Origin of the sequence: Texcoconibacillus texcoconensis (assembly GCF_014202575.1) — a bacterium.
Classification (GTDB): domain Bacteria; phylum Bacillota; class Bacilli; order Bacillales; family Salisediminibacteriaceae; genus Texcoconibacillus; species Texcoconibacillus texcoconensis.
Genome location: NZ_JACHHB010000003.1, coordinates 193,068 through 218,170 on the forward strand (window position 1 = coordinate 193,068; position 25,103 = coordinate 218,170).

The 25,103-nt window shown below is 40.7% G+C and carries 22 protein-coding genes and 1 riboswitch; of the genes, 8 read left to right on the plus strand and 14 right to left on the minus strand.

The genetic code is table 11. From position 1 onward, the window contains the following. Genes mnmL through HNQ41_RS04710 form a run of 3 tightly spaced genes read left to right on the plus strand, consistent with a single transcriptional unit; the run spans position 1 to position 2,148 of the window. Positions 1–969 (plus strand): tRNA modification radical SAM protein MnmL/YtqA, encoded by a 969-nt coding sequence (gene mnmL / locus HNQ41_RS04700; RefSeq protein WP_184663268.1) that lies wholly within the window; start codon positions 1–3, stop codon positions 967–969. Further along, a complete protein-coding gene (mnmM, locus tag HNQ41_RS04705; protein ID WP_184663269.1) occupies positions 966–1,541 on the plus strand; it encodes a tRNA 5-(aminomethyl)-2-thiouridylate-methyltransferase MnmM in 576 nt (191 codons plus the stop codon). The genes mnmL and mnmM overlap by 4 nt, the downstream gene beginning before the upstream one ends. A gap of 22 nt (positions 1,542–1,563) precedes the next feature. After that, positions 1,564–2,148 (plus strand): carbonic anhydrase, encoded by a 585-nt coding sequence (locus HNQ41_RS04710; protein WP_184663270.1) that lies wholly within the window; start codon positions 1,564–1,566, stop codon positions 2,146–2,148. Between the two features lie 74 nt (positions 2,149–2,222). On the opposite strand, the gene HNQ41_RS04715 is transcribed toward HNQ41_RS04710, so the two are convergent. Together HNQ41_RS04715 and HNQ41_RS04720 are read right to left on the minus strand one after the other, a co-directional pair. After that, positions 2,223–3,284 (minus strand): tetraprenyl-beta-curcumene synthase family protein, encoded by a 1,062-nt coding sequence (locus HNQ41_RS04715; RefSeq protein ID WP_343043328.1) that lies wholly within the window; start codon positions 3,282–3,284, stop codon positions 2,223–2,225. Between the two features lie 44 nt (positions 3,285–3,328). Continuing rightward, positions 3,329–4,114 (minus strand): alpha/beta hydrolase, encoded by a 786-nt coding sequence (locus HNQ41_RS04720; RefSeq protein WP_184663271.1) that lies wholly within the window; start codon positions 4,112–4,114, stop codon positions 3,329–3,331. Between the two features lie 159 nt (positions 4,115–4,273). Here HNQ41_RS04720 and HNQ41_RS04725 point away from each other — a divergent pair, with 159 nt between their 5' ends. After that, the gene (locus HNQ41_RS04725; RefSeq protein WP_184663272.1) at positions 4,274–4,807 is read left to right on the plus strand and encodes a gamma carbonic anhydrase; all 534 of its coding nucleotides are present in this window, start codon (positions 4,274–4,276) and stop codon (positions 4,805–4,807) included. 107 nt (positions 4,808–4,914) lie between these two features. Here the strand turns inward: HNQ41_RS04725 and metK are convergent, their stop codons facing one another. Together metK and HNQ41_RS04735 are read right to left on the minus strand one after the other, a co-directional pair. Beyond that, entirely contained in the window at positions 4,915–6,120 is a 1,206-nt protein-coding gene (metK, locus tag HNQ41_RS04730) for a methionine adenosyltransferase (RefSeq protein ID WP_184663273.1), read from the minus strand. A gap of 329 nt (positions 6,121–6,449) precedes the next feature. Beyond that, a riboswitch (SAM riboswitch) is annotated at positions 6,450–6,562 on the minus strand. 384 nt (positions 6,563–6,946) lie between these two features. Continuing rightward, a complete protein-coding gene (locus HNQ41_RS04735; protein WP_184663274.1) occupies positions 6,947–8,305 on the minus strand; it encodes an ISLre2 family transposase in 1,359 nt (452 codons plus the stop codon). Between the two features lie 795 nt (positions 8,306–9,100). Here HNQ41_RS04735 and pckA point away from each other — a divergent pair. The 4 genes from pckA to HNQ41_RS04755 all read left to right on the plus strand — a co-directional run bounded on the left by pckA (position 9,101) and on the right by HNQ41_RS04755 (position 13,467). After that, on the plus strand, positions 9,101–10,684 hold the full coding sequence (gene pckA, locus HNQ41_RS04740; protein WP_184663275.1) for a phosphoenolpyruvate carboxykinase (ATP): 1,584 nt from the start codon (positions 9,101–9,103) through the stop codon (positions 10,682–10,684). Between the two features lie 195 nt (positions 10,685–10,879). Further along, positions 10,880–11,881 (plus strand): ABC transporter substrate-binding protein, encoded by a 1,002-nt coding sequence (locus tag HNQ41_RS04745; RefSeq protein ID WP_246421484.1) that lies wholly within the window; start codon positions 10,880–10,882, stop codon positions 11,879–11,881. 16 nt (positions 11,882–11,897) lie between these two features. Continuing rightward, the gene (locus HNQ41_RS04750) at positions 11,898–12,680 is read left to right on the plus strand and encodes an ABC transporter ATP-binding protein (RefSeq protein ID WP_184663276.1); all 783 of its coding nucleotides are present in this window, start codon (positions 11,898–11,900) and stop codon (positions 12,678–12,680) included. Then, positions 12,661–13,467: an ABC transporter permease gene (locus HNQ41_RS04755; protein WP_184663277.1), complete on the plus strand. Its 807-nt coding sequence runs from the start codon at positions 12,661–12,663 to the stop codon at positions 13,465–13,467. The genes HNQ41_RS04750 and HNQ41_RS04755 overlap by 20 nt, the downstream gene beginning before the upstream one ends. Positions 13,468–13,497: 30 nt before the next feature. On the opposite strand, the gene ytkD is transcribed toward HNQ41_RS04755, so the two are convergent. The 10 genes from ytkD to fdnG all read right to left on the minus strand — a co-directional run bounded on the left by ytkD (position 13,498) and on the right by fdnG (position 25,058). Then, a complete protein-coding gene (ytkD, locus tag HNQ41_RS04760; RefSeq protein WP_184663278.1) occupies positions 13,498–13,986 on the minus strand; it encodes an RNA deprotection pyrophosphohydrolase in 489 nt (162 codons plus the stop codon). 48 nt (positions 13,987–14,034) lie between these two features. Next, positions 14,035–15,258, minus strand: a complete 1,224-nt coding sequence (locus HNQ41_RS04765) for an MFS transporter (RefSeq protein ID WP_281393967.1) — start codon at positions 15,256–15,258, stop codon at positions 14,035–14,037. Between the two features lie 123 nt (positions 15,259–15,381). Then, complete coding sequence (gene tatA, locus HNQ41_RS04770) at positions 15,382–15,627, minus strand: twin-arginine translocase TatA/TatE family subunit (protein ID WP_184663279.1); 246 nt, start codon at positions 15,625–15,627, stop codon at positions 15,382–15,384. Positions 15,628–15,654: 27 nt separating this feature from the next. Next, a complete protein-coding gene (locus HNQ41_RS04775; protein ID WP_184663280.1) occupies positions 15,655–17,577 on the minus strand; it encodes a molybdopterin biosynthesis protein in 1,923 nt (640 codons plus the stop codon). A 96-nt stretch (positions 17,578–17,673) separates the two neighbouring features. Further along, the gene (locus tag HNQ41_RS04780) at positions 17,674–18,909 is read right to left on the minus strand and encodes a molybdopterin molybdotransferase MoeA (protein WP_184663281.1); all 1,236 of its coding nucleotides are present in this window, start codon (positions 18,907–18,909) and stop codon (positions 17,674–17,676) included. Positions 18,910–18,927: 18 nt separating this feature from the next. Continuing rightward, positions 18,928–19,563, minus strand: coding sequence for a molybdenum cofactor guanylyltransferase (gene mobA, locus HNQ41_RS04785; protein ID WP_184663282.1), 636 nt, complete (start codon positions 19,561–19,563; stop codon positions 18,928–18,930). Continuing rightward, entirely contained in the window at positions 19,560–20,372 is an 813-nt protein-coding gene (locus tag HNQ41_RS04790) for a formate dehydrogenase accessory protein FdhE (RefSeq protein ID WP_184663283.1), read from the minus strand. Before HNQ41_RS04790 ends, mobA begins: the two co-directional genes overlap by 4 nt. 180 nt (positions 20,373–20,552) lie before the next feature. Beyond that, on the minus strand, positions 20,553–21,245 hold the full coding sequence (locus HNQ41_RS04795) for a formate dehydrogenase subunit gamma (RefSeq protein ID WP_184663284.1): 693 nt from the start codon (positions 21,243–21,245) through the stop codon (positions 20,553–20,555). Further along, on the minus strand, positions 21,226–22,059 hold the full coding sequence (locus HNQ41_RS04800; RefSeq protein ID WP_184663285.1) for a 4Fe-4S dicluster domain-containing protein: 834 nt from the start codon (positions 22,057–22,059) through the stop codon (positions 21,226–21,228). The genes HNQ41_RS04795 and HNQ41_RS04800 overlap by 20 nt, the downstream gene beginning before the upstream one ends. Next, positions 22,056–25,058, minus strand: coding sequence for a formate dehydrogenase-N subunit alpha (fdnG, locus tag HNQ41_RS04805; RefSeq protein ID WP_221301849.1), 3,003 nt, complete (start codon positions 25,056–25,058; stop codon positions 22,056–22,058). Before fdnG ends, HNQ41_RS04800 begins: the two co-directional genes overlap by 4 nt. Between the last annotated feature and the right edge of the window lie 45 nt (positions 25,059–25,103).

Below are 25,103 nucleotides of genomic sequence, written 5' to 3' on the forward strand. Positions count from 1 at the left end.
ATGACAAATACAACAACGAATGAACCTGTTTTATTCGGTGAAAAAAGGTACCATACATGGAACTTTCATCTACGACAACAATTTGGAGATAAAGTATTTAAAGTACCATTGGATGGGGGATTTGACTGCCCAAATAGGGATGGCACCGTCGCAAGTGGGGGGTGTACATTTTGTAGTGAACGCGGGTCAGGAGACTTTGCAGGCAGCCGTAAAGACGACCTCATTACACAATTTCAAACCATAAAAGAACGCTCCCATAAAAAGTGGAAATCTGGCAAATACATCGGCTTCTTCCAAGCTTATACCAATACGTACGCTCCTGTTGAAGAATTACGAGAAATGTATGAAGCCATTTTAGAACAAGAAGGCGTCGTTGGCCTATCCATCGCCACTCGTCCAGATTGCCTTCCTGATGATGTCGTCGAGTATTTAGCCGAACTCAATGAGCGCACGTACCTCTGGATCGAACTCGGTTTACAAACAGCGCATGATGAGACAGGTGATTTGATTAATCGCGCCCATGATTTCCAATGTTACGTTGAAGGTGTTGAAAAACTAAGAAAACACAACATCCGTGTCTGCTCACACATTATTAACGGACTTCCAGGCGAAACACCTGCGATGATGCTCGAGACAGCAAAAGAGGTCGCTAAGTTAGATGTGCAAGGAATCAAAATTCATTTACTCCACCTATTAAAACGCACACCAATGGTCAAACAATATGAAAAAGGATTACTTGAATTTCTTAGCTTCGATAACTACGTTCAACTCGTTTGCGATCAACTTGAAGTCATACCAAACGACATCGTCATCCATCGACTCACGGGGGATGGACCTGCTGACTTGATGATCGGTCCGATGTGGAGTTTAAACAAATGGGAAGTATTAAATGCCATCGATGCGGAAATGAAACGACGAAATAGCTGGCAAGGCAAATACGCAAATGTTGAAAAGGTGAATCAGTCATGAGTTTAGAAGGCATTCTTCCATTTGCAAGAACATTACTTGATCAATCTGTAAACAATGGCGGGGTTGCCGTTGATGCTACCGCTGGAAATGGTCACGACACGGCATATTTAGCTAACCTCGTCGGCGAAACTGGACGCGTGTTTAGTTTTGATGTGCAACAGCAAGCGATTGATGCGACAAAACAAAAGTTGCTTGATCATAGCTTAAATGAACGTGTCCAACTAATAAACGATGGACACGAAAAAGCTGCTGATTATATTCGTGAAGCTGGATTCGACGGTATCGATACAGCTGTATTCAATTTAGGTTACTTACCCGGAAGTGATAAAACCATCGTCACGAAACCTCATTCAACGATCACAGCTGTCGAACAGCTTTTCCAACTTCTTCGCCCAGGTGGAATGATCGTGCTCGTCGTCTACCATGGCCATGAAGAAGGAAAAAACGAAAAACAATCATTAGAAACGTATGTTCAATCATTTGATCAATCACAAGCCAGTGTATTAGAGTATAAGTATGTGAACCAGAAAAATCACCCACCCTTTATTTGGGTGATTGAAAAGAGAAAGTAGATAGGGAGGGAGGGGAGAAAAGGTGACTCAACTACATGACATTTTGAAGCATAATGAAGCATTTGTGAACGATGAAAAATATGCGTCATACAAAACGACAAAATTTCCCGACAAAAAAATCGTCCTATTAACGTGTATGGACACGCGCTTAACAGATTTGTTGCCCCAAGCAATGAACATCCATCACGGTGAAGCTAAGGTGATCAAAAATGCTGGCGCCACGATTGATCACCGATACGGTAGTGTCATGCGTAGCATCCTTGTTGCCATTTATGAACTTGGTGCCGACGAAGTTTTTATCGTTGGCCACCACGGATGCGGCATGTCCGGTTTATCATCTGAATCTGTTTTATCAAAGGCGAAAGATCGCGGCATTCTAAATGAAACAATTTCTGAACTGTCTTCTGATAAGAATATTGATATGCAAACATGGTTGTCTGGCTTTGAATCTGTTGAGGAAAACGTTAAGCAAAGTGTCGAAATGGTGTGTGAACACCCGCTACTACCACAAGGAACAACCGTTCACGGCCTTGTTATTTGTCCTGAAACTGGACGTCTAGACGTCATTGTAAGTGGGGGAGAAAGCCTCCAGCAACCATCTATTTAATTAAGAAACACACTTTTTCATAGCGGGATGCCATCGGATAAGGTCCTTCCTTTTGATCGACATCCCCTCTTTTTTTAAGTTTTACTTTTTCTCCGATACATCCAACCATTAACATAGAAGAATATAGATGGTGCCCCGCCATTACGAAGTAACGCCTTCCCCTGCTTTTCAAGTGTTGGATTACGTTTGACTTTCTCATCAGCTAAGTAAATCGCAAGTAAACCTTTATTAATCAGTCTATGAAAAGATGCATCAGGTAAACGAGCAATACTTTTTTCTGCATTCTCAGCAAATATTTGCATTCGTGCAATCATGTCCTCATCATCTTCATAGTAAAAACAAAAATTCAAGTCCCCGCCTGCCTTGTCTTCTTCTTGATCAATAAAGTAATCCATGAGAATATGCAAACCTTGCACCCACGGAAAGTAGCCGTTTTTTATTACATCGACTGAAGAAGGGGAAAAATCTTCGTTTGCAGCATAAGCTGTCAAACAAAATATCCCTAACGTAGACCCTGTACACGCACCAAACTCGTACCAACGCATCGGTGAAATATGCTCTTTGTTTGACTCAAACCATGCTTTCAATTTCGAGACACGCTTATCAGGGTGAATATGCTTATAAACTTGTAAGTCAGCATAGTAGCTCGCTAATTCAAGGTTCGCTTTGCGAACAGACTCATAGTTCGGCAGTGCACTCACTGTATTTTGACACGTTTGAACAAGAGATTGTAAATATCCACCATCCTCTTGTTCTGCACGAAAGCGATAATAATCTTCAGTAGGAGCCCCTGGTGTTAACGCATGTGTCATTGATTCATGAAGAGCTCGAAAATCATACGGATCCATCGATGTACTCCTGTCACACAAATTGTCCAGATAGTCGCTAATCGTTTGATATGCGACGATAAAACGAATCACATCATCGATTTTTTCTCCTGCCAACAGTCCGTAGACGGCGCCTCCTTCACAATGAAAGGTTTTTGTTTCAATACTTAATAACGCTTGTTTTCTTAATTCCTCATCAGGAATGCGTAACGCAAAAGCCTTCCACTCTTCTAAATATGCATGAACGCGTGGAATAACTTGTTTATAAATTCGATACATGAGCGTCCAAGATTTCGTTGGTACCTTCACAGTGAAACCAGCCTCCAATATGATCTAATCGTTCAAGTTTTCATTCATGGTGTATGTAAATCAACAAATGTTTGCATATACCGAAAGACATCTTCTTTTTCTGGCTCATTCAACACTTCATGATACAGTCCGTCCCACTCCTTGTACCATTTATCTTTCAAGTGTAAAGAATCAAACCATTTATTCACATCATGTTTATTAACAATTCGGTCGTCTCCTGCTTGTAAAACGAGCAGCGGTAGATCTGGAAAGGTCGTAACACGTTCTTTGGCTTGTTTCATCGCTCTCTCTAACTCACGGTACCAACGAACACTCACTTTTTTGACAAGTAACGTATCAGCTTCATCTCGCTTTCGCATATTCTCATCTCTCGTACCACTACCTGCATCCAAGCCCGAACTGAACCGTACACTTGGTGCAATACGATTAAAAACGTTCCCTGCCGCTTTCTTTGCAAGTGATGGTGGATTCAACAAACCTAAACATGGAGAAGACAAAATGATACCATCCACGTCAGGATGATGAGCCTCTAAATAATGAATCGTAATGAGCCCGCCCATGCTATGCCCAAAAAGAAAAGTAGGTAACGCAAACGGTCGAGCTGCGTCTAACCATTTACTTATTTGCGCAGTATACTGGTCAAACGAATCAATGTGTCCACGCTTCCCCTTCGTTGTACCTTGACCAGGTAAATCACCCATAACAACATGAAATCCTTGTTCATTCAGGCGCTCTATGACCCAGTTATAACGACGGTGATATTCACCTGCACCATGGACAAGAACAAAAACACCTTTTGGTTTTTCTGTACTTGTTTTCCAAATCCACATAACGTTCGTCTCCCTTCTTAAACAAAGCATCCATTCTTTTCCTTTTGCAAGTCGCAATCCCTTCCATCCGATGTAAATGATTGTTTACTCAAAGATAACTATTTCCTTTGTTTTCCTATTTTGTTACACTTTAAAAAACACGTAATGAAGGAGGATAACATGGCCAATATTTATCCATACCAAAATCAGTGGCCCGCTATCTCAGAGCAGAGTTTTGTCGCTGACCATGTCGTCATTACAGGAAACGTCTCTATCGCAGAAGATGCGAACATATGGTTCAATACTGTCATTCGCGGCGATGTCTCTCCTACAATCATTGAAAAAAAAGTGAATATTCAAGACCAATGCACTTTACACCAAAGTCCAAACCTCCCCCTTCATCTTGAAGAAGGCGTTTCGGTTGGTCATCAATGCTTATTACATAGTTGCACTGTCAAAAAGAACGCGCTTATTGGCATGGGGTCTATCGTTTTAGACGGTGCCGAAATTGGTGAAGGAGCACTCATTGGTGCTGGTAGCCTTATACCTAAAGGTAAAAAAATCCCTCCAAAAACGTTAGCATTTGGACGCCCAGCCAAAGTGATTCGTGATTTAAATGAAGCAGACTTAGATGAGATGAAAAGAATTCGTGAGCAATATGTCATGCGAGGAAAAGAATATAAAGAAACGATGAAACAACAATCGCATAAATAAAACACATAAAACCTATAAAGAAAAGGGTCACTCCCACACCTACATACACAGTTTACCATCGACCGTGATGTTGTTGCGGGAAGTAGACCCTCTCTTTCTTTAATTGATTATATTCTATTCGCTGCCTCTTCTTTCAATACAGAAGCACGATCTGTTCTCTCCCAAGGTAATTCAATATCAGTACGTCCGAAGTGACCGTAAGCAGCTGTCTGACGATAAATCGGTCGACGAAGATCCAACATTTTAATGATTCCCGCTGGACGCAAGTCAAAATGCGTACGAACGAGGTCAATTAAAATGTCTTCAGAAACTTGGCCTGTACCAAATGTATCGATTGAAATCGAGACTGGTTGTGCAACACCAATCGCATAGGCAAGTTGTACTTCACAACGATCAGCTAGTTCAGCAGCGACAATATTTTTCGCTACGTAACGAGCAGCGTACGCTGCAGAACGGTCCACTTTTGTGGCATCTTTACCGGAAAATGCACCACCACCGTGACGAGCATAACCACCATACGTATCTACGATAATTTTACGCCCTGTTAACCCTGCATCTCCTTGTGGACCACCGATGACAAAACGACCTGTTGGATTAATGAAGAACTTCGTGTCCTCATCAATTAAATTTTCAGGCACGATCGGATAAATCACATGCTCTTGAATGTCCTTTTTAATTTTCTCCAAACCAACATCTGGATGGTGTTGCGTAGAAAGGACAATCGTATCGATTCGTTTCGGTCCACCATGTTCATCATATTCTACAGTTACTTGTGTTTTTCCGTCTGGACGCAAATAACTAAGCGTTTCGTTTTTGCGAACTTCACTAAGTCTACGAGCCATCTGATGAGAAAGAGAAATCGGTAACGGCATTAACTCTGGTGTTTGATTGTCTGCATAACCAAACATCAACCCTTGGTCACCCGCGCCAATCGCTTCAATTTCCTCATCTGTCATTTGGCCTTCTCTAGCTTCTAATGCTTTGTCTACGCCTTGGGCAATGTCTGGCGACTGTTCATCAATCGAAGTAAGAACAGCACACATCTCATAGTCGAAACCGTACTTCGCTCGTGTATAACCAATATCCTTTACCGTATCACGAACAATTTTTTGTATATCAACATACGTAGTCGTGCTAATTTCACCAGCGACAAGAACAAGGCCAGTATTGACGGAGGTTTCGCAAGCAACTCGAGCATTGGGGTCATTTTTCATAATTTCATCGAGAATCGCATCAGAGATTTGATCGCACATCTTATCAGGATGGCCTTCAGTTACTGATTCAGAAGTAAAAAGACGACGTTTTTCTGTCACAACATGTGACCTCCTTTTTCATATAAAGAAACGTGACTTGATTCCCTAGCTACATGGGCAAACGATGTTCAAAACTCATTCAAAAATGGTATCCATATATGGCGGAAATTCTCATTTATGAAAATCACCAAATAAATGATATTTAAAAGAATAAAGAAAACTTGCCAAGTGGCAAGCCTCATTATATTTCATAACTAAGGCTAAGTAGCACATATCATAGGGATGGCCGAAATATAGACATACACGACACGCTTCTCTTTTTTTCGCTCTGTCATTCATGAAAAAACCTTTTCCAAGAGAGGAAAAGGTTCGCATTGTTCGCCTTTAGCCTCTTATCTTCAAGGCATTGAGCCTTGCAGGTTAGCACCGTTCACCTATATCTTTCCTAGTGATGGTTGCTGGGCTTCATTGGGCCTGTCCCTCCACCAGCTCAGGATAAGAGTATCCATTCGATAAAATCATAACTCATGAACTAAAACATGTCAACCTAACCCAAGTAAATGATTGTGTCAACCATTTGTGGGAGCTTTCTAACGAAGAACCCTCTTTTATCTTTTTTACTGTTTTCTAAAAGGTTGTTAATTTTAAATAAGGTACTATGCGAATCCGTTACAGGCGGACGCTTTCCGCGGGCAACGCTTCAGCTTCCTCGGGAAACCCACCCTGCGGGATCTTCAGCTGTTGCTTTTCCCGCTGGAGTCGCCGCCTTTCACTCCTTCGCATGACGAAAAAAACAAGGAATACGAATAAATGAATCCATTTTTAACGCTTGGTGATAGCGTTTTCTTTCATTCATAGTAGGTTTCCTTTCTAGTCAACACATTTTTTAAAATCCTTTTAGTCCTTTTAATGCTCCTATTACTGGTTTTCCAATGGCATGTTGTAAATAACCGATATTGTTACGGATAGCTTCTGGGGCACTGTCTTTAAGCTTTTCGACAAAGTATTTTGGGGGCTTTGCCTCTTTTTCTTTATTCCTTTCTTCTTGGTGATCCTGTGACTGTTTTAATTTCCCTTGAAGCGTTTTAATCTCCAAATGATCTTTTAAAGCCACCATGACATCAATAAATTTATCAAGGCCTCTTGTACTCCAACTGCGGCCATTCTTCAAACGTTTTGCAAAGACACTCATTGTGCCTTCGGCACTTCCCATAGGGCGGAAGCCCTCTGTATTCATCCCTTTTTCTTTTAGCTTCTCACGGTAATCATCAAGTGCTTCGGGGTATTGAGAGAGTTGATTGATTAGCTCTTCTAACCGCTCTTCTTTCTTTTCATTGTCGATGGTTCCTACCGCACTGTTTAACTCCACCATAAAGCCTTCCACGTCATAATTTGCGAGTTTCTTTCTGATCGAACGGTATCTTGAGTGGTTACGAAAAATCCTCTGTACTTCTCGAGCAATATGGAAACGGTCAATGACAAATGTCGCATTATGCTGAAAGTATTCTCGACAAGCCGTGATCCACTTAGCACCATCACCATTAATAACTAAGTGGTGTTTTGTTGGATCATATTCGTAGGTGTCCATAAGAAAGTCCTCAAAGGACTCCCAGAATGGACGGTTATCCTTATGAATATAATGGCGCTTTTTAACTAGATTTGTCCGTTTACCATTCACTTCCCAACCTTGGTGTACGCTTGCGATCTTAATTTCTTTCCCTTTTTTGTTTTTCTCCTGACTTTTCGTGTATAAGCCATCTACCTCAACGAAGAGAACATCTTGTTCAAGTGGCTCTGGATCTTTCGGGACAACCTCTGTATTTAACAATTGTTGTCGAATAGCTTCATGACTAATAACTGGATATCCAAGAAGTTTCTCTAACGCATGGCTCGCTTGACGATATGATACACCGGTGACAGACAATTCTATAGCCATATCTTGAACCACTGGACTCATTCCTTTGTTTCCATCAAACGCCAAATAACGATCAAGAAGGTAAACGTACTCTCCAGTTTCACGATCCTTATAATAATTCCGTTTTAACTCTACACAGCCATACACAGATTCAAACCGTAGGTTTCTTTTATCTTTTAACTGAAAGCGATTCTTGTCCCTTGATTCTGCAATTAATTCATCATACTCAATTAAAATTTGAGCCATTAACTGAGCAAAACTTTCCCTTAAAGTTTGAAAGGTAATTTGTTCTAACTCTTTCATTGTGATGTTAGGTATGATATCTTTCATTTGAGGGCCCTTCCTTTTCTTAGTTAGTGTTTTAGGCGACTTTAACTATACAAAAGAGGGTCCTCTTTTTCATGAAATTTGCTTATAACCTACCGCGCTTCCGCTTGGTGGCCTTGATAATAACTGAGGAAGGAATACCTCAGTTATTATCAAGGTTTACAATTTTCACCTTATTGTCCACTTTTTTCTCCCACAAACATTTTACTCATACCAAGTAAATAGATGGGTTTTATGAATTTCTTCATTAAACTATTTAAATATGTTAATTTGATTACAAAAAGTGCTAATTCATTCACACAAAATACATAATCATGTACGATAAAGTTAATGAAACTTAACAGAATGAGACAAGTGTCCACTGAATATGTTTAGCTTTTGCAATGCAACAACAAACCCACTTAATAAATATTATATCTCCTCTTAAAAATTACTTTAAAAGAACTCACAAAATCACCCTCTACATTGAAGCTATGAACCAATACCTGTATTCAATTTTTGACGATAAGACGACGAAAAAAATTGCGTTATTAAAGTGTAATCAGTGTCTTGAAAAACACTTCCACCGCTGTCTTCTCAGGTTTTTTCGTGTGTTTGTGTGGACCTACAATCGGAGATCGATAAAAAAACAAAAGAATCACAAATTTTAGGTAAATTAATAGTATGATATATTATATAAATGTGTTATACTATTCAACGTAAATCATTATTACGTAATCACATGGTCCTTTATCTTTATTTTATATCGGTCAACTACATTTACAGTAGTCATAAAATCATTTGAAGGGATGAATGTTCATGAGTATGGTCCATTTTGAATCGGAAATCGAACATCTCATTAGTAAAAAGGGTGTTCACGAAGATTTACCCGTTTCATTACTCGTCGAAAAATCACTGGAAAGAAAAGAAGGGATGTTAACAGAAACGGGGGCTTTACAAGTAACCACCGGTGCTTATACAGGTCGATCTCCTAAGGACCGATTTATTGTAGATGAGCCACCAAAGAATCACGAAATCGATTGGGGGCCGATTAACCAGCCCATTGATGCTGACATATTCGAACGCCTCTACTTTAAGGTGATCGAATATTTAAAAACAAAAGACGACCTTTTTGTTCGACATGCATATGCAGGAGCTGATTCAGCTTACCGACTCCCGATTCGCGTTATTAATGAATACGCTTGGCATAACCTTTTTGCAGGTCAATTATTCATTCAACCTAAAGAGGAAGAATTAGAGAACATTCTACCTGAATTTACTGTGATTCAAGCTCCTGGATTTAAAGCTGACCCTGAAATAGACGGTACACGTTCTGAAGCATTTGTGATGATCTCATTTGCCAAACGTACCATTCTTATTGGCGGCACAGAATATGCTGGTGAAATGAAAAAAGGGATTTTTTCTGTCATGAACGGACGGCTCCCTGATGAAAATGTTTTACCTATGCATTGCTCAGCTAATGTTGGTGAAGAAGGAGATGTCGCTTTATTCTTCGGATTATCAGGTACTGGAAAAACAACCCTCTCTGCAGATGAACAGCGACAATTAATCGGAGATGATGAGCACGCTTGGTCTGCTAATGGTGTTTTTAATATTGAAGGCGGGTGCTACGCAAAGTGCATTGGTCTCTCTAAAGAAAAAGAGCCACAAATTTATGATGCGATTAAATTCGGTGCTGTATTAGAAAATGTTGTTCTTGATCAACAGACGAGAATGCCTAACTATAATGATAACACGTTAACTGAAAATACGCGGGCTGCATACCCACTTACATCAATTTCAAATACAATCACGCCAAGTATTGCAGGCCACCCAACAACGATCATCTTTCTTACTGCTGATGCTTTCGGTGTGTTACCTCCGATTAGTGAATTAACAAGAGAACAAGCGATGTATCATTTCTTATCTGGATATACGAGTAAACTTGCAGGAACAGAGCGCGGGGTCACCAAACCCGAAGCGACATTTTCAACGTGTTTCGGTTCACCATTTCTCCCGCTCCATGCGAATCGTTATGCCGAAATGCTTGGAGAAAAAATCGTTCAACATGATGCCAAAGTATTCCTTGTGAACACCGGTTGGTCTGGTGGTCCTTATGGTGAAGGTGAACGGATCAAACTTCGTTACACCCGTGCCATGATTCAAGCAGCATTATTAGGTGAACTAAATGATATGGAAACGAATATTGATCCTACGTTCAATGTGTCCGTTCCTCTTCATTGCCCAGGTGTTCCAGATGAAGTTCTTTGGCCTAGACTTACTTGGACAGATACAAACGCATATGATCAGAAAGCCAAAGAATTAGCCAATAAATTCAATGAAAACTTCAAAAAGTTTACAAGTATCTCTCCAGCAATCCAAGGGGCCGGCCCTAACGTATAACTCACGGTCGAGTCGCTTTAATTAACACCCTTTCTTTGTAAATATGCACACCTTTTTCGAAAGTGCATATAACAAAGGAGGGGTGTTTTTTTATAGCGAGTATGGTAAATGGATGATCTGCAATTCTTTCACACATTTAGGTACTTAATCATAAACTAGGTTAGTAACTAAATCTAAGAAACAGGGGGAAAAACAATGGTCTATAGCATCAAAAGGTCGATGTTTCTTTTGATCGCTCTGTTTATAACAACTGCTACATTTTTAAGCGGTTGTAATTTTGGTGAATCCGAAGATGAGATTGAACTGGCTGAAGTTACACGGTCAGTTTTTTATGCCCCTCAATATGTAGCGATTTCAGAAGGATTTTTTGAAGATGAAGGACTGGACGTCGAACTAACAACAACTTGGGGCGGCGATAATACAATGACCACTTTATTATCAGATGGGGCTGATATTGCTTTAGTTGGCGCTGAAACATCCATTTATGTGTATGGCCAAGAAGCCGTTGATCCGGCTATCAATTTTGCGCAACTTACTGAAACCGATGGCACTTTTCTCGTTGGAAGAGAAGAACATGAAAACTTTGAGTGGGGCGATTTAGAAGGAGCGTCATTTCTCGGTCAACGTGAAGGCGGGATGCCACAAATGGTTGGGGAGTATGTTTTACGAGAACACGGTATTGATCCACACGAAGATTTAGATTTAAATCAAGGCGTCGATTTTGAAAATATCCCTAGTGCATTCGCTTCTGGTGACGAAGATTACGTCCAACTTTTTGAGCCTCAAGCAACACAATTTGAAGAAGAAGAAATCGGCCATGTGCTTGGTTCATTCGGTACTGAGTCAGGTAATGTGCCTTATACTGTCTATATGAGTAAACAATCTTTCCTCGAAGAAAATGATGAGCAAATAGAAAAATTCACTCGTGCCATCCACCGAGCTCAACAATGGGTTCACGAACAATCAGCTGAAGAAGTGGCTGAATCGATTCAAGAATTCTTTGATGAGACGGACAAAGACACGATTGCACAATCTGTTGAAAGGTATCGCGACCAAGGATCTTATGCAGAATCACCTCTGTTAGATGAAGACGGTTGGTATTTGTTACAAGAAATTATGGAGGATGCTGGAGAGCTTCCAGAACATGTGGAGTATGACACGTTAGTTGAAACGGACTTTGCAGAACGTGTCGAGTAAAGCGGAGGTGGTCCGAATGACGTTTTTGAATGTCAGTAACCTTCAAAAAGTCTTTTTTCAAAAATCATCTGTAATCACAGCTTTGGAAGACATAGACCTAACAGTGAATGAAGGAGAATTTATATCCATTATTGGACCGAGCGGATGTGGAAAATCAACCCTTCTATCGATCATCGCTGGACTCCTCCCCCCGACAAGGGGAACTGTACAAATAAATGGTGAAACGGTTGATCAACCTTCCCCTTCGACCGGTTATATGCTGCAACAAGATTATTTATATCCATGGCTTTCAATTAAAGAAAATGTCATGATCGGATTGAAAACAATGGGCATCTACAACGAAAAAAATGAACAGGCTACGTTACATTTACTAGACGAAGTCGGACTTTTCGACCGAGCTGATGATTACCCTGCAGAACTTTCAGGTGGGATGAGACAACGCGTGGCCCTTGTTAGAATGCTGGCAACACAGCCAAAATTACTTCTTCTAGACGAACCATTTTCTGCACTCGACTATCAAACAAAATTGAAAATGGAAGACTTAGTATTTGAAATGATTCGAAGCCGTAATAAATCCGCTCTACTTGTCACACACGATATCGGCGAAGCGATTGCCATGTCTGATCGCATTTATTTATTAACAAAACAACCCGCTCATATTCAACGAACTTTTGTCATAGACCGATCGCTACGTGAGTCTGTTCCATTTGAAGCACGCCAACATGAAACATTCAATGACTATTTCCAAGACATTTGGCAAGAGATGGAGGGAGTCAACCATGGATCAGGATCTCAATAAACAACATCAGCTTTACCTGCAAAAATTAAAAAAAGAAAATCGACTTGTTCGTTTATCACAGGCGCTGATCCTCATTAGTTTTTTTGCCCTCTGGGAAATCGCATCTTATTTCCATTGGATCGATCCTTTAATCTTCAGCTCTCCCTCAAATGTCTTTGACATGTTTATAAGCCAAGTTCAAGATGGAAGTTTATTTTTACATTCATCAGTCACATTGTTTGAAACGATATTAGGGTTTATTATCGGAACTTTTGGTGGTATAGCCATCGCATCTTTATTATGGTGGTCGCCATTTCTTTCACGTGTACTCGACCCTTACCTCGTTGTATTTAACGCAATGCCAAAGGTCGCGTTAGGTCCAATTTTAATCGTAAGCTTCGGACCTGGTTTTTCATCGATTATTGCAATGGGTGTACTCATTTCGATTATTGTAACTACACTTGTCATCTATAACGCTTTCCAACAAGTTGATGAAAATTATCTAAATGTCATTCGTTCATTCGGGGCAACGAAACGACAAACATTCCAAAAAGTCATTATCCCAGCAACATTTCCAACCATGATATCTGCTTTAAAAGTCAATGTTGGCTTGTCTTGGGTTGGTGTAATCGTCGGTGAGTATCTCGTTTCAAACCAAGGGCTCGGTTATATGATTATTTACGGATTCCAAGTATTTAACTTTACGATGGTTATGTTAAGTCTTGTCATCATCGCTATTCTTGCAACACTTATGTATCAAGCCGTTGAGAAATTAGAGAAGAAATTACTTTCTAACAGATATGATTGACACTTCAAGGTCGACGACATGTCGACCTTTTTACAATTCAAATTGAACTTCATCGGTTAATCTTTCAATGCTTTTGTTTAATACGTCATCTTTCATAATAAAACTAAACGCCCGATTGTTTTTCACATCTTTCGGGATTCCCTGTAGTAACCTCGGCCCTTTTGTTTCATAATAATGGTTTTTATCGATCAGCTCGCCAATGTTTGCGAAATAAATATTTTTAACGACGCATTCTGATTTTCCGTACACTTGATATTGTCCGATATAAACAAGTTGTTCAACGATTCCGCCCGTTTCTTCAAACACTTCACGTTCCGCTGCTTCTATCGGCTTTTCTCCCTCTTCTACTTTGCCACCAGGAAACTCCAACCCTCTTGATAAATGCTCAGTTAACAACCAGTTGTTTTTAAAGCGACATATAACCCAAACATGTTTGGGGTGACTGGAAAACGGATGGTCGTCAAAAGAGAGGCGTACGAGATTGCCATAATAATCTTTAAATGTATATAGATCTTTCATTTCTACCTCCCTTTTCTACTTATTACCTCAACGATCCCATTTTATATTTTATTGACCTGAGTTGTCCAATGCCTTGTACTGTTTTTCATTAGGGCGAATCCATATTAAGACAATCAACATCGCAATAAACGATAAACTTGCGACGACACTAAACAAAATGACATGGGACGCTTTCATTAATAGCGCAACAAGCGGTGGCGCGGCAGCAATTCCCACAAAACGCATACTGTTATATATTGATGTTATTGTACCGCGCTCTTCTTTTGCGATCCCTTCGGTTACGAGTGCATCTAAACAAGGTAGCGCAACACCAATGCCCATACCAATAATAAACATGGCCGTAAGTAGTACATATATATCCTTTGTAAAAGCAACCGAAACATTAGCGCCTGTCAAAACGAGTAACCCTGAAAATATCACCCATTTCATCACGTTTTTTTCTTTACCGATTTTTTTCCCCGTCAGATAAGATGAAATACATAATGATGCTAACGGAATCGCTAAGACGACACCTTTGGATACCCCCTCAATTTGATGCTCATCTTCGAGCATCGTTGATAAATAAAACAAGACACCAAACACGACGAACATACATAAAGCACCTGTAATAAATACAGAAATAAGCCAGCGACTTTCGCGTCGGATAATTTTACGTATTTCTTTCCAAAAATCTTTCAACCTTAATGGTTTATCCGATTTTTTTGGTGTTTTTACTAGAAAAATGATTCCGATTAAAGAGATGAAACAAAAAACGGGGAATGCAAAGAAAGGAAGGAACCAAGTAAATGTCGCTAGCCAAGCACCTAATATTGGACTTAATACTTTACCAAACGTATTCGATGTTTCTACGACACCTAAACCATGACTTACATCTTTTTCCTCTTGAAAGATGTCGCCTACTAAAGGCATGACAATTGGCGTTGTTCCAGCTGCTCCAACCCCTTGTAAAAACCGTCCAAATAAAATGATGCTATATGAGTCTTCTAACTGCCACGCTGCCCAACCTGAAATGCTCCCACCTATCGCTGCGATAATTAGACTAGGAATGATCATTCTTTTTCTACCGTAAAAATCTGATAAAAAGCCAGCTACAGGAATGAGAACGATCGCAACAAGTGAATAAATTGTAATAATCATACTAATTTGAAAAGAACTGACTGAAAGCTTTTCTTCCATTGTTGGTAAAACGGGAATTAACATTGAGTTCCCTAAGGTCATAACAAGCGGAATCGAGGCAACTGACGCTAAATCCCACATGTGTTTGTCTTTCATCCATACGCCCCCATTTTTTCATTCCTTAGGTTAGTATGGATATTTGCTCGTTCTTTTTATACGCTCTAATAAAGCAAAGGGTCTGCCCTCACTGGAGAGGACAGACCCTTTATCTACTACACGTTAAGATTTTGAAGTTTCTTGTGCTTTTTCAGAAGTATCTTCAAATTTTGTCGCTTCTTCTACGTCTTGTTTTACTTCTTCAATCGGTTCGGTAACATCTTTTGTTAAGTCTTTCGTTGAATTTTTAAATTCTTTTAAAGTTTGACCTGCAGCCTTCCCAATTTCCGGTAGCTTTTTCGGGCCAAAAATAATCAATGCAATTACTAAAATTAAGATTAACCCTGGAATACCAATGTTACTAATCATGATATTCTCCCCTTTCAATAATTTAATTTATGATCGGTAAAAACGTGGTTCGCGGTCTTCAGATAATCGATAACCATCAAATTGATTAACTTGCTGTCGAAATGATTCGCTTTCAATCGTATTTATCAATTCTTGTCCAGACTCACTCTCATAAAATGCGCGGGTCATTAACAAGTCATAATTTTCTTCTGCAACCGGAATAAAGTCCAGTCCCATAGCATCCGCTGCGGCACGGATTCCTAATCCAACATTATGCTGATCACTTCTTACTTCAGCCGCAACACTTAAATGCGTAAACATTTCTCGTTCATAACCATTGACTTCTTCTACGTCTATTTTCTCATATTTCAACAGATGATCCAAGAGAATTCTCGTTCCTGCACCACGTTGGCGATTAATATATTGAACAGAAGCGTTCGTTAAGTCATGAATTGTTTCTACACCTAAAGGATTGCCGGCATTTACAATCAACCCTTGCTCTCGTTTGAGAAACGGTAAAAGAACGACATCTTGATCTGGAAGCATTTGCTTAACGTACGTTTCATTATAAATACCTGTCGCTGGATCTAATAAATGAACACCGCTAATATGTGCTTCTTCGTTTTTGATGGCTAAAATACCCGACATACTTCCAGTATGCGAAATCGACAAGTCTCGTTGATGCTCTTTTCGTAAGCACGATCGTAAAATATCGATCATTAGATCATGGCTACCAGAAAACATGAAAGTCGATTCAATCTCAGGAAGAGGTCGTAGAAGCTCGACATCAACTTCTTCACCTTGTTCATAGCCAAGTTGTTCTGGCGGTATCACGAGCAACCCATCAGCACGTACGAGAGACATTGTCACCCCCGCTGCACGCGTTAATGGATTAGCAATAAATTGACCATTAACATAACCAATGTTCATACGTACGAAATCTTCCGCACCCATTGTCGAAACAATTCTTCTACCGAGCTTCACACGAACAGTATTTCGTTTCGGCTCTTTTTTTCCATAATATTGACAAAGTAAAGGACGAACAAACCATTCCATCGCTAAATATGCCGATACGGGGTAACCCGGAACACCAATAATCGGTGTTGAATCAATCTCACCAATAACAACCGGCTTCCCTGGTCTTGTCGCAACCCCATGAGTATAGACCGTCCCTAACTCATTGATAACTTGTGCAGTATAGTCTTTGGAACCTGCAGAAGACCCAGCATTAATGATCACGACATCCGATTCTCTCGAGGCTTTCATTAATGACTCACTAATTGCCTCCCAATCATCTACTGCGATATCTTGTAGCTTGGCACAGCCACCCCATTCTTCTACTTGACTGGCAAATACCGTACCATTAAATTCTATAATATCCCCAGGTGAAACATCTAATGTCGGATAAACAAGCTCATTGCCTGTTGGGATAATTGACACCGTCGGGCGTTTTAAAACAGGGATCTCAATAATTCCTGCTGCGAGCAACGCACCTAAGTCTATCGAACGAAGTTCATGATCTTGAGGAAACAACATTTCACCATACGTAACATCTTCACCAACAGGACGAATATGTTGCCATGGTGTTGCAGGTTCAATGATTTGCATTGTATCGGTGTCGACTTCGTTGACATGTTCGATCATGATCACCGCATTAAACCCATCAGGAATTGGGTCACCTGTATCAACAAAGACAAAATCGTCCCCTTTTTTCAATAACAAAGGTTGTTGCTCATGAGCAGACTTCGTTTGATCAGCTCGTACAGCAATACCATCCATAGCCGATGCATGATAATGAGGCATCGATAGGCTTGCGTATATCGGAAAGGCTGTGACGCGTCCCACTGCCTTTTGCGAGGCGATATATTCAACATTTCTTTCGATTGAACATTGCTCAAGCAATTCTTGTTGTGCTTGTTGACGCGGTTTGTCTTCTAAATAAATAGTACGCTTATTTTTCCGACCGTTCACACTTACACAGCCTCCTCTTTCATCGGGGTAAAAAATCGATCGGTAATGAAAAGAAAAAATATAAATAAATGCAATATTATGTTTTACCGTCTCATTTTAAAATAAGGTGACTTGTACTTGGTCGCCTTTTAGGACCCCTTCTTTTTTCGAATCAATTTCCAATAGACCATCACTTTTTACGAGCGTCTTCATGAGCCCTGATTTTCCTAATATCGGTTTGGCGAAAAGTTCACCTTCATCTTCAACAAGCTGAACACGAATATAATCTGTTCGACCAGGTGTAGAAGGAATATTTTCCGATACTTTCGCTACCTTCGATGGGCGAATTGGCTCGACACGTTGTCCTGATAACCGGCGTAACAAAGGTTGTACAAACATTTGGTAAATGACCATTGCTGAAGCAGGGTGTCCTGGTAAACCAACGATTGTTTTTTCATCTGCTCGTCCAAAAATTGTTGGTTTCCCTGGCTTAACAGAGATGCCGTGAATGTCTATCGATGCTTCACCATCTCCTAATGACTCAATTACTCGTGTCGTAAAGTCCTTCTCACCAACGGAACTACCACCTGATAATAAAAGAATATCAACATGATCAAGAAGTTGTTTTGCTTTTTCGTAGTAATGTGAAAAATCATCTGGAGCAACGCCGCCATAGATACAATCAAATCCGGCTTGTTTAGCCAATTGGGGAATCGTCAAACCATTTACATCACGAATTTCTCCCGCATTAAGAGTGACCTGATCGTATGGGACAATTTCATCGCCAGAGGATAAATAACCAATTTTGGGTGTTTCATAAACGGGTACTTCTCTGACCCCTAAAGAAGCGAGCGCCCCCAATTCCTGTGTACGTAATTTATGTCCTTTTTGTAACAGTACTTCCCCATCTTCGACATCTTCACCTCGAAAGATGATATTTTCCCTAGGGGCTGCCGAGCGCATGACTTGAAGCATGTCTCCCGTTTGTTCGCAATATTCAATCATCACGACAGCATCGCTACCTTCTGGAATCATCGCACCTGTTGGAACGTAAATCGCTTCTCCTGCAGACAAAGAAATGGTTGCCTCTTCGCCCATCTTCACTTCTCCAGTAACGGATAAAAAGCCTGGCATCATTTCACTTGCGCCATACGTATCTTTAGCACGAACTGCATAGCCATCGACAGTGGAACGAGAAAATGATGGTACTGCTTCTTTAGCAACGATATCATTTGATAGGGTGCGATGGAGTGCTTCATCAATTGGAAGATTCGTCGTCCGAGAAATTGGTTTGATTTGTTCTGAAATATATGACCACGTTTCTTCAGCCGTTTTCACTCGATAAAACTTCATGAGGAATGCTCCTTCTTTCTACTTTTGATCGGCAAGCCATTGCTTGGCTTTCTCAAAGTCTTCAGGGTGATTCATATTAAAAAAAGATCGTAATACGTCTTCTTCTGTCCAACCGCTTTTAATAAAAGATGATTCATCCACTTCTACGACTGAAACATCTTTTAATACATCGAACATACGACGTTCACCCTGCTCCAGACAATTTCTTACTTTCGGTAGAATCCTTTGATGGTACAAGGCGAATAAAGGGTGATGTTTTCCTGATATGACAGGTAAAACAACATCTACATCCCTTTTACTCGTGAATGAATACATGGTTTCAGCAAGTCGAGTAGAAACAAGCGGCATATCACAAGCAGCAACAAATGCCCATTGTGTCTCAAGCGATGATAACCCTGCTTCTAACCCTGCTAAAGGGCCTTGTTTAACATAATGATCTGATACGACCTTACGCCCTAGAAACTGATACTTCTCTTTTTCATTTGCAACGATGTTTACGCGAGAAGCAACAGGTGATACAGCTCGGTCGATACGCTCTATGATTGATTCTGAGCCAATCTGTAAAAAAGCTTTGTTCGTTCCCATCCGACTCGAAGCGCCTCCAGCAAGAATCAGAGCCGTTAAGTCATAGGCTGGAAAGTCGTTGGTCTTCATGACACGCCCTCATCATCATCACGTGCTTCTTTATACCCTTCTTCTTGGACGATAAAGTCTAAGTGAATCGTTTCTAAATCTAGTAACGCCGTTGATTTTTTAACGAAGGTTTTTCTTTTATCAATCACTTTCAAATATTTGTGACAGTGGCTACAAACCTCAGCATGGGCAATTTCATCTTCTTCTACTGTAATGTAGGATAAAGAATCATGATTATCGTACTGACAATGTATACAGACGAGTCTTTTTTGTTGCCATGTCATTTCGCAGCGCGGACATGCTAACCATTTTTCACCGCTCTTTTCTAATGTTGCAAGACGTGCAGGTTCTCCACAGCATGGGCATTGTTTCTCACCGTTAAGTGGCAATTTTTTAGCAGCTAAATGTTCTGCGACTACTTGTAAAAATGGACGCAAAGCTTGTTCTGCAATATAGTGAGGCATCCACGGGGACACATCGTGCTTCTCAGCTTCAGATAAGAAATATTCCGTATCAAATTCTAGTGCACGTTTCATACATTCTTTTATTGGAGCCTCTTTCACCCACGTTTGTAGCTGATTAAGGGATTCCTCAAGACCTGTTGTTGTTTCTTTTAAATAATCGATCATATCGTTTACGACTTCTTGATACTGATCTGAATTAAACGGAATTGATGATTGTGGAACAACCGGAAGTGTCAACACCTCATCATCCCATTGTTTGATCTCCTCAAGTACCTGCTGTTGAATTCGGGATTTTGCTTCTTGTTGGCGTTCAATCACCCCGCGTTGCAACGCTAAATACTCATCGGTGACGACGTTTTGTTTCATTTATGCCACCCCTTTTCTCAAGATTGTATACAAATGAATGATTTCACTTTCATTTATTATATCTTCCAATGACTTCTAAAAAAAGAGGCCGACCCGTAAAATTGCTGTGTCCAGCTATAGAGGGCCGGCCTCTCCTTTAATGATCAATGTGTAATGATCTCATCGATTAAATAGACATCATTATGCCCCTTTAGAATCTTCCTCCACAACTTCCCCTTTTTCTACGAGCTCATCATACCATTCACCGTGGTGGTGCTTAGCATAGTCAACCGAAATCTCCCCTTTTGTGATCCCTTCCATTGAGGGTTTCGAGTTCGGATGGAAAGCACTCAAGAAAATGTGTCCGATCACAACTGTTGTTGCCATAATAAACGCTACAACATGAATGAGGTTCGACCATTGGACAACTGAAACAGGGAATGCTTCCGGGAACCATAATACGAGTCCAGAAAACACGAGCGCAAAAAACGAAACGATTTGCATACAAGAATTCAACTTTTCCCCAGGATTGTAGAAACCTTGTTTTGGCATATCTGGATTCCCGACTAAAAATTCTTTTGGAAACATAAAGAAAAATTTGATATCTTTCGGCTTCCAAGTGAGCACTTCTTTTAACCAATGAAATAGACTTTTTCTATCAAAGAGAAGAAGCATGATTGGCGGGATCACAAAAATGACAGCAAATATTCGATGGAAAATCTGTGTCATGTCTGGACCACCAAATACAGCGTACACCCAATGGAATGAATTCGCGAATAAAGGAAGCCCTGTAAGCAATAATAAGAAGAAGGCTGCTGCGTAAATCCAGTGAGCATAGATAAACATTTTCGTGAACCGTTTGACTTTACCTTTACTAGCCGTGTTTTGATTCATCGACCTCGCCCCCTTCTTCATGATGCTCTCCTTTGTTAAAGAGCTTGTTCGTTACATACCCAGTTAGAACACCCATCATCGTTACACCTAAAAGTGCTTTTCCTGCAGGTTGAGCGATATCTTTCCATAAAACAGCTGATGTTGGTACTTCTGGGTTCTCTGGTAAACCATAGACGCTCGGCTTATCAGCTAATACATAAAACATTTTCGTACCACCGACACCTGGTGGATTATATATTTGCGCATTCGGGAAGAATTGCTTCGCTTTTTCTAGCCTTTCTTCAGCTAGTTTTAACATCTCTTCTCTTTCACCAAATACAATCGCATCTAGCGGGCAAGTATCTACACAGGATGGTTGTAACCCTTCTTGGAGTCGGTCTTCACATAGTGTACATTTTTGTGCCCTTTGTCTTACATCACCGTCTTCAGTGACATAATCAGCAAGTTCAACAATGTCAAATGGACAATTATATACACAGTAGCTACATCCAACACATGCTTCCTGGTCAATATCTACAGAACCAAATTCACCGTACGTGATCGCACCTTCAGGACAAACCTTCTCACAAGCTGCGTCTGCACAATGATAGCAGGCACTGTGGCGGTATAACCATTCAAATCCACCATTTGCGGTTTCATGTTCTTTCATTTGCAAAACATTCCACGTTTTTCCTGTCGGCTTTTCATGTGATTGATAACCGCCAGAATAAGCTTGGGTTTCAACCGGAAGATCGTTCCAATTTTTACAAGCTACCATGCACGCGCGACAACCTGTACAAACTGTTACGTCTACGAGCTTACTGTATGTCGTCATGAGTTCGCCCTCCTAACGTCACAAAGAAACGCTTTGTATTCTGGAATCATCGTGTTCGCATCACCGATATGCGGTGTTAACACATTCGCAATTTCACCCGTTGCAATCCCTTGATAGCCATAATGCCAAGGCATTCCAATTTGGTGTACTTTTTTGCCTTTTACTTTAAATGGTTTAAAGCGCTTTGTGACCATTGCATATGCTTCAATACTGCCACGAGCTGACTCAACAACGACTTTATCTCGTTCAGAAATTCCTTTTTCCTCTGCTAATTCTTCACTCATTTCAATGAACATGTACGGCATCAATTCAGAAACCCATTCTTGGTTTCGCGTCATTGAACCAGATTGCCAGTGCTCAGTGAGACGATAGTTTGTTGCAACAATTGGGTATTCACTTACACTTCCACGATCATTCATTTTTCCATCCCAAATTTTCACTGCTGGATTAAGATCTACTTTGGAAAATGGATTATCACTAATTGGGCTTTCATAAGGCTCATAGTGTTCTGGGAATGGGCCATCTGTCATTCCATCCGCAGAATACAAGCTCGCCTTGCCATATCCGCGCATGATAAAGGCATCTGTTCCACCTTCACTATTCGGGTCCACATCAGCACCAAAGTCGGGAACATCGTGCCCTACCCATGATGACTGTGAAGCATCCCACCAAATGGCTTCTTTGTCACTCGCCCAAGGATTTCCTTGCGGATCCGCTGAAGCTCGGTTGTAAAGCACGCGGCGGTTTAACGGCCATGCATACGACCAATTTAAATAGTTATCCATTCCTGTATCTTCATCGTCTCGTCGCTTCGATAAGTTTTTCTCTTCACCTGGTCCTGCATCAGGATAAAAACCAGAATAAATCCAGTTTCCACACGACGTCGATCCATCATCTTTCAAAACAGCAAAGCTCTCAACAGTCCGACCTGTCTTTAAGTCATACCCATTAATTTCTCGAGCGATCAGATCAATTTCTGGATAGTCACCTTGACCGAAGTCCCAACTAAGGGCTTGAATTGGTTCGGCAACAGGATTGTTTTCACCTTCATATAGTTTTTTAATGCGATTCGCTAAATTGTGAACAATCCATGCGTCTGAACGAGCATCGTTTTTCGGCTCAATTGCTTGATAACGATATTGCATCCAACGACCACTGTTGGAAACCGTTCCTTCTTTTTCGTATGGACCACATGCTGGCAGCATAAATACTTCTGTATCAATATTTGTCGGATCAGCACCAGATTGTTCTGTCCAGAATGCTGCTGTCTCTGTTTCCCATAAATCAATAGATACGAACCAATCCAGATTTTCCATCGCTTTTTTCTCTTTTCGAGAGTTTGGACCGCCGACAACCGGGTTTTGTCCCCAAGTAAACATTCCTTTAATTTCACCATCGAACATGGCTTCAAACAATGAAATGTGCGAATAGTTACGGCGACCTTTCGGGAAGTAGTCGTAACCGAAATCGTTTTCACTTGTTGCTTTATCTCCGTAATATGCTTTCAATAAGCTAACAAGGAAATTCGGTGTGTTTTCCCAATACCCACCAGACGGTGTTTCAGCCGCTTTATATGCTTCAAGATTACGGTGGTTTTCACTCGCATTCGGTGCACTTAAGTATCCTGGCATAAGGTGGAATAGTAATGCAAAGTCCGTTGAACCTTGTACGTTACACTCACCACGCATCGCGTTAACCCCACCGCCTGGGCGACCAACATTTCCTAGTAAAAGCTGAATGATCGCATAACTTCGAACATTTTGTGACCCCTTCGTATGCTGTGTTGTTCCCATTGCATACATAATTGTTCCTGTTTTATTCGGGTCAGCTGTACCACAGAATGTTTCTGCAACTTCTATAAAATCTTCTTTACTTGTTCCTGTAATAGATATAACAGTATCGATATCATAACGTGAAAAATGTTTTTTCAGCAGTTGAAAAACACATCGTGGGTCGCTAAGGGATTCATCTTTTAAAATATTCCCTTCGTCATCTGTTTGAAAGACCCATTGGGAATTATCATAACTACGATCTCCCTCGTCATACCCTGAGAATATGCCTTCATCGAATGCGTAATCATCTGTCACGAGAAAAGATGCATTTGTATAATGTTTGACATACTCTTCATGATAAAGACCATTTTCAATTGCATAATTTATGAGTCCACCCATAAACGCAATATCTGTTCCCGAACGCAACTGTGCATATAAGTCTGATTTTGAAGATGTATGCGTGTAGCGTGGGTCAACTGAAAGCAGCTTTGCTCCCCGTTCATCACGCGCCTTTTGTAAATGGCGCATAGATATTGGGTGATTGGCTGCTGGATTTCCACCAATAATTAATGCACAATCCGTATGTTTCAAATCATTCCAATGGTTTGTCATTGCGCCACGACCAAAACTAGGTGCCAGACCGGCAACCGTAGAGGAGTGTCATATCCTGGCCTGATGTTCAATATATGTGAGGCCAAGTCCACGCATGAGCTTTTGAATCATGTAAACTTCTTCATTTTCAAGAGCAGCTCCCCCGAGGTTCGCAATTGCCTCAGTATGGTTTACTGTCATCCCATCTTCCTCAACGACAAAACTCTCATCACGCGTCTTCTTCACATTTTCTGCGATGCGACCGAGAGCCCAGTCCCAATCTACTTCTTCCCACTCTGTGCTTCCAGGAGCCCTATACTTCGGACGTTCCACACGTTTTTCTGATGTATATAGTTGTCTGATCCCATTTCCTTTAGGACAAAGAGTCCCGCGGTTAATTGGATGATCAGGATCCCCCTCTGTATATACGACATCGCCATCTTTCACATGAACTAAAATGCCGCACCCAACAGAACAATATGGGCAAATCGTCGGTGTCACTTCAGAATGAGCAATTTTAAACTCATTAGACTCGGCTTGCGCTTTTTTTGGATCAAAGCCAAGTTCAACAACTGCTAATGTCGCAGCAGTAGCCCCGGACAACTTTAGAAATTGTCTTCGCGAAAGTTCCATCATCACTTTCCCCCTCATTCATTTTTTTAATTTATGTTGTTAAAGAAA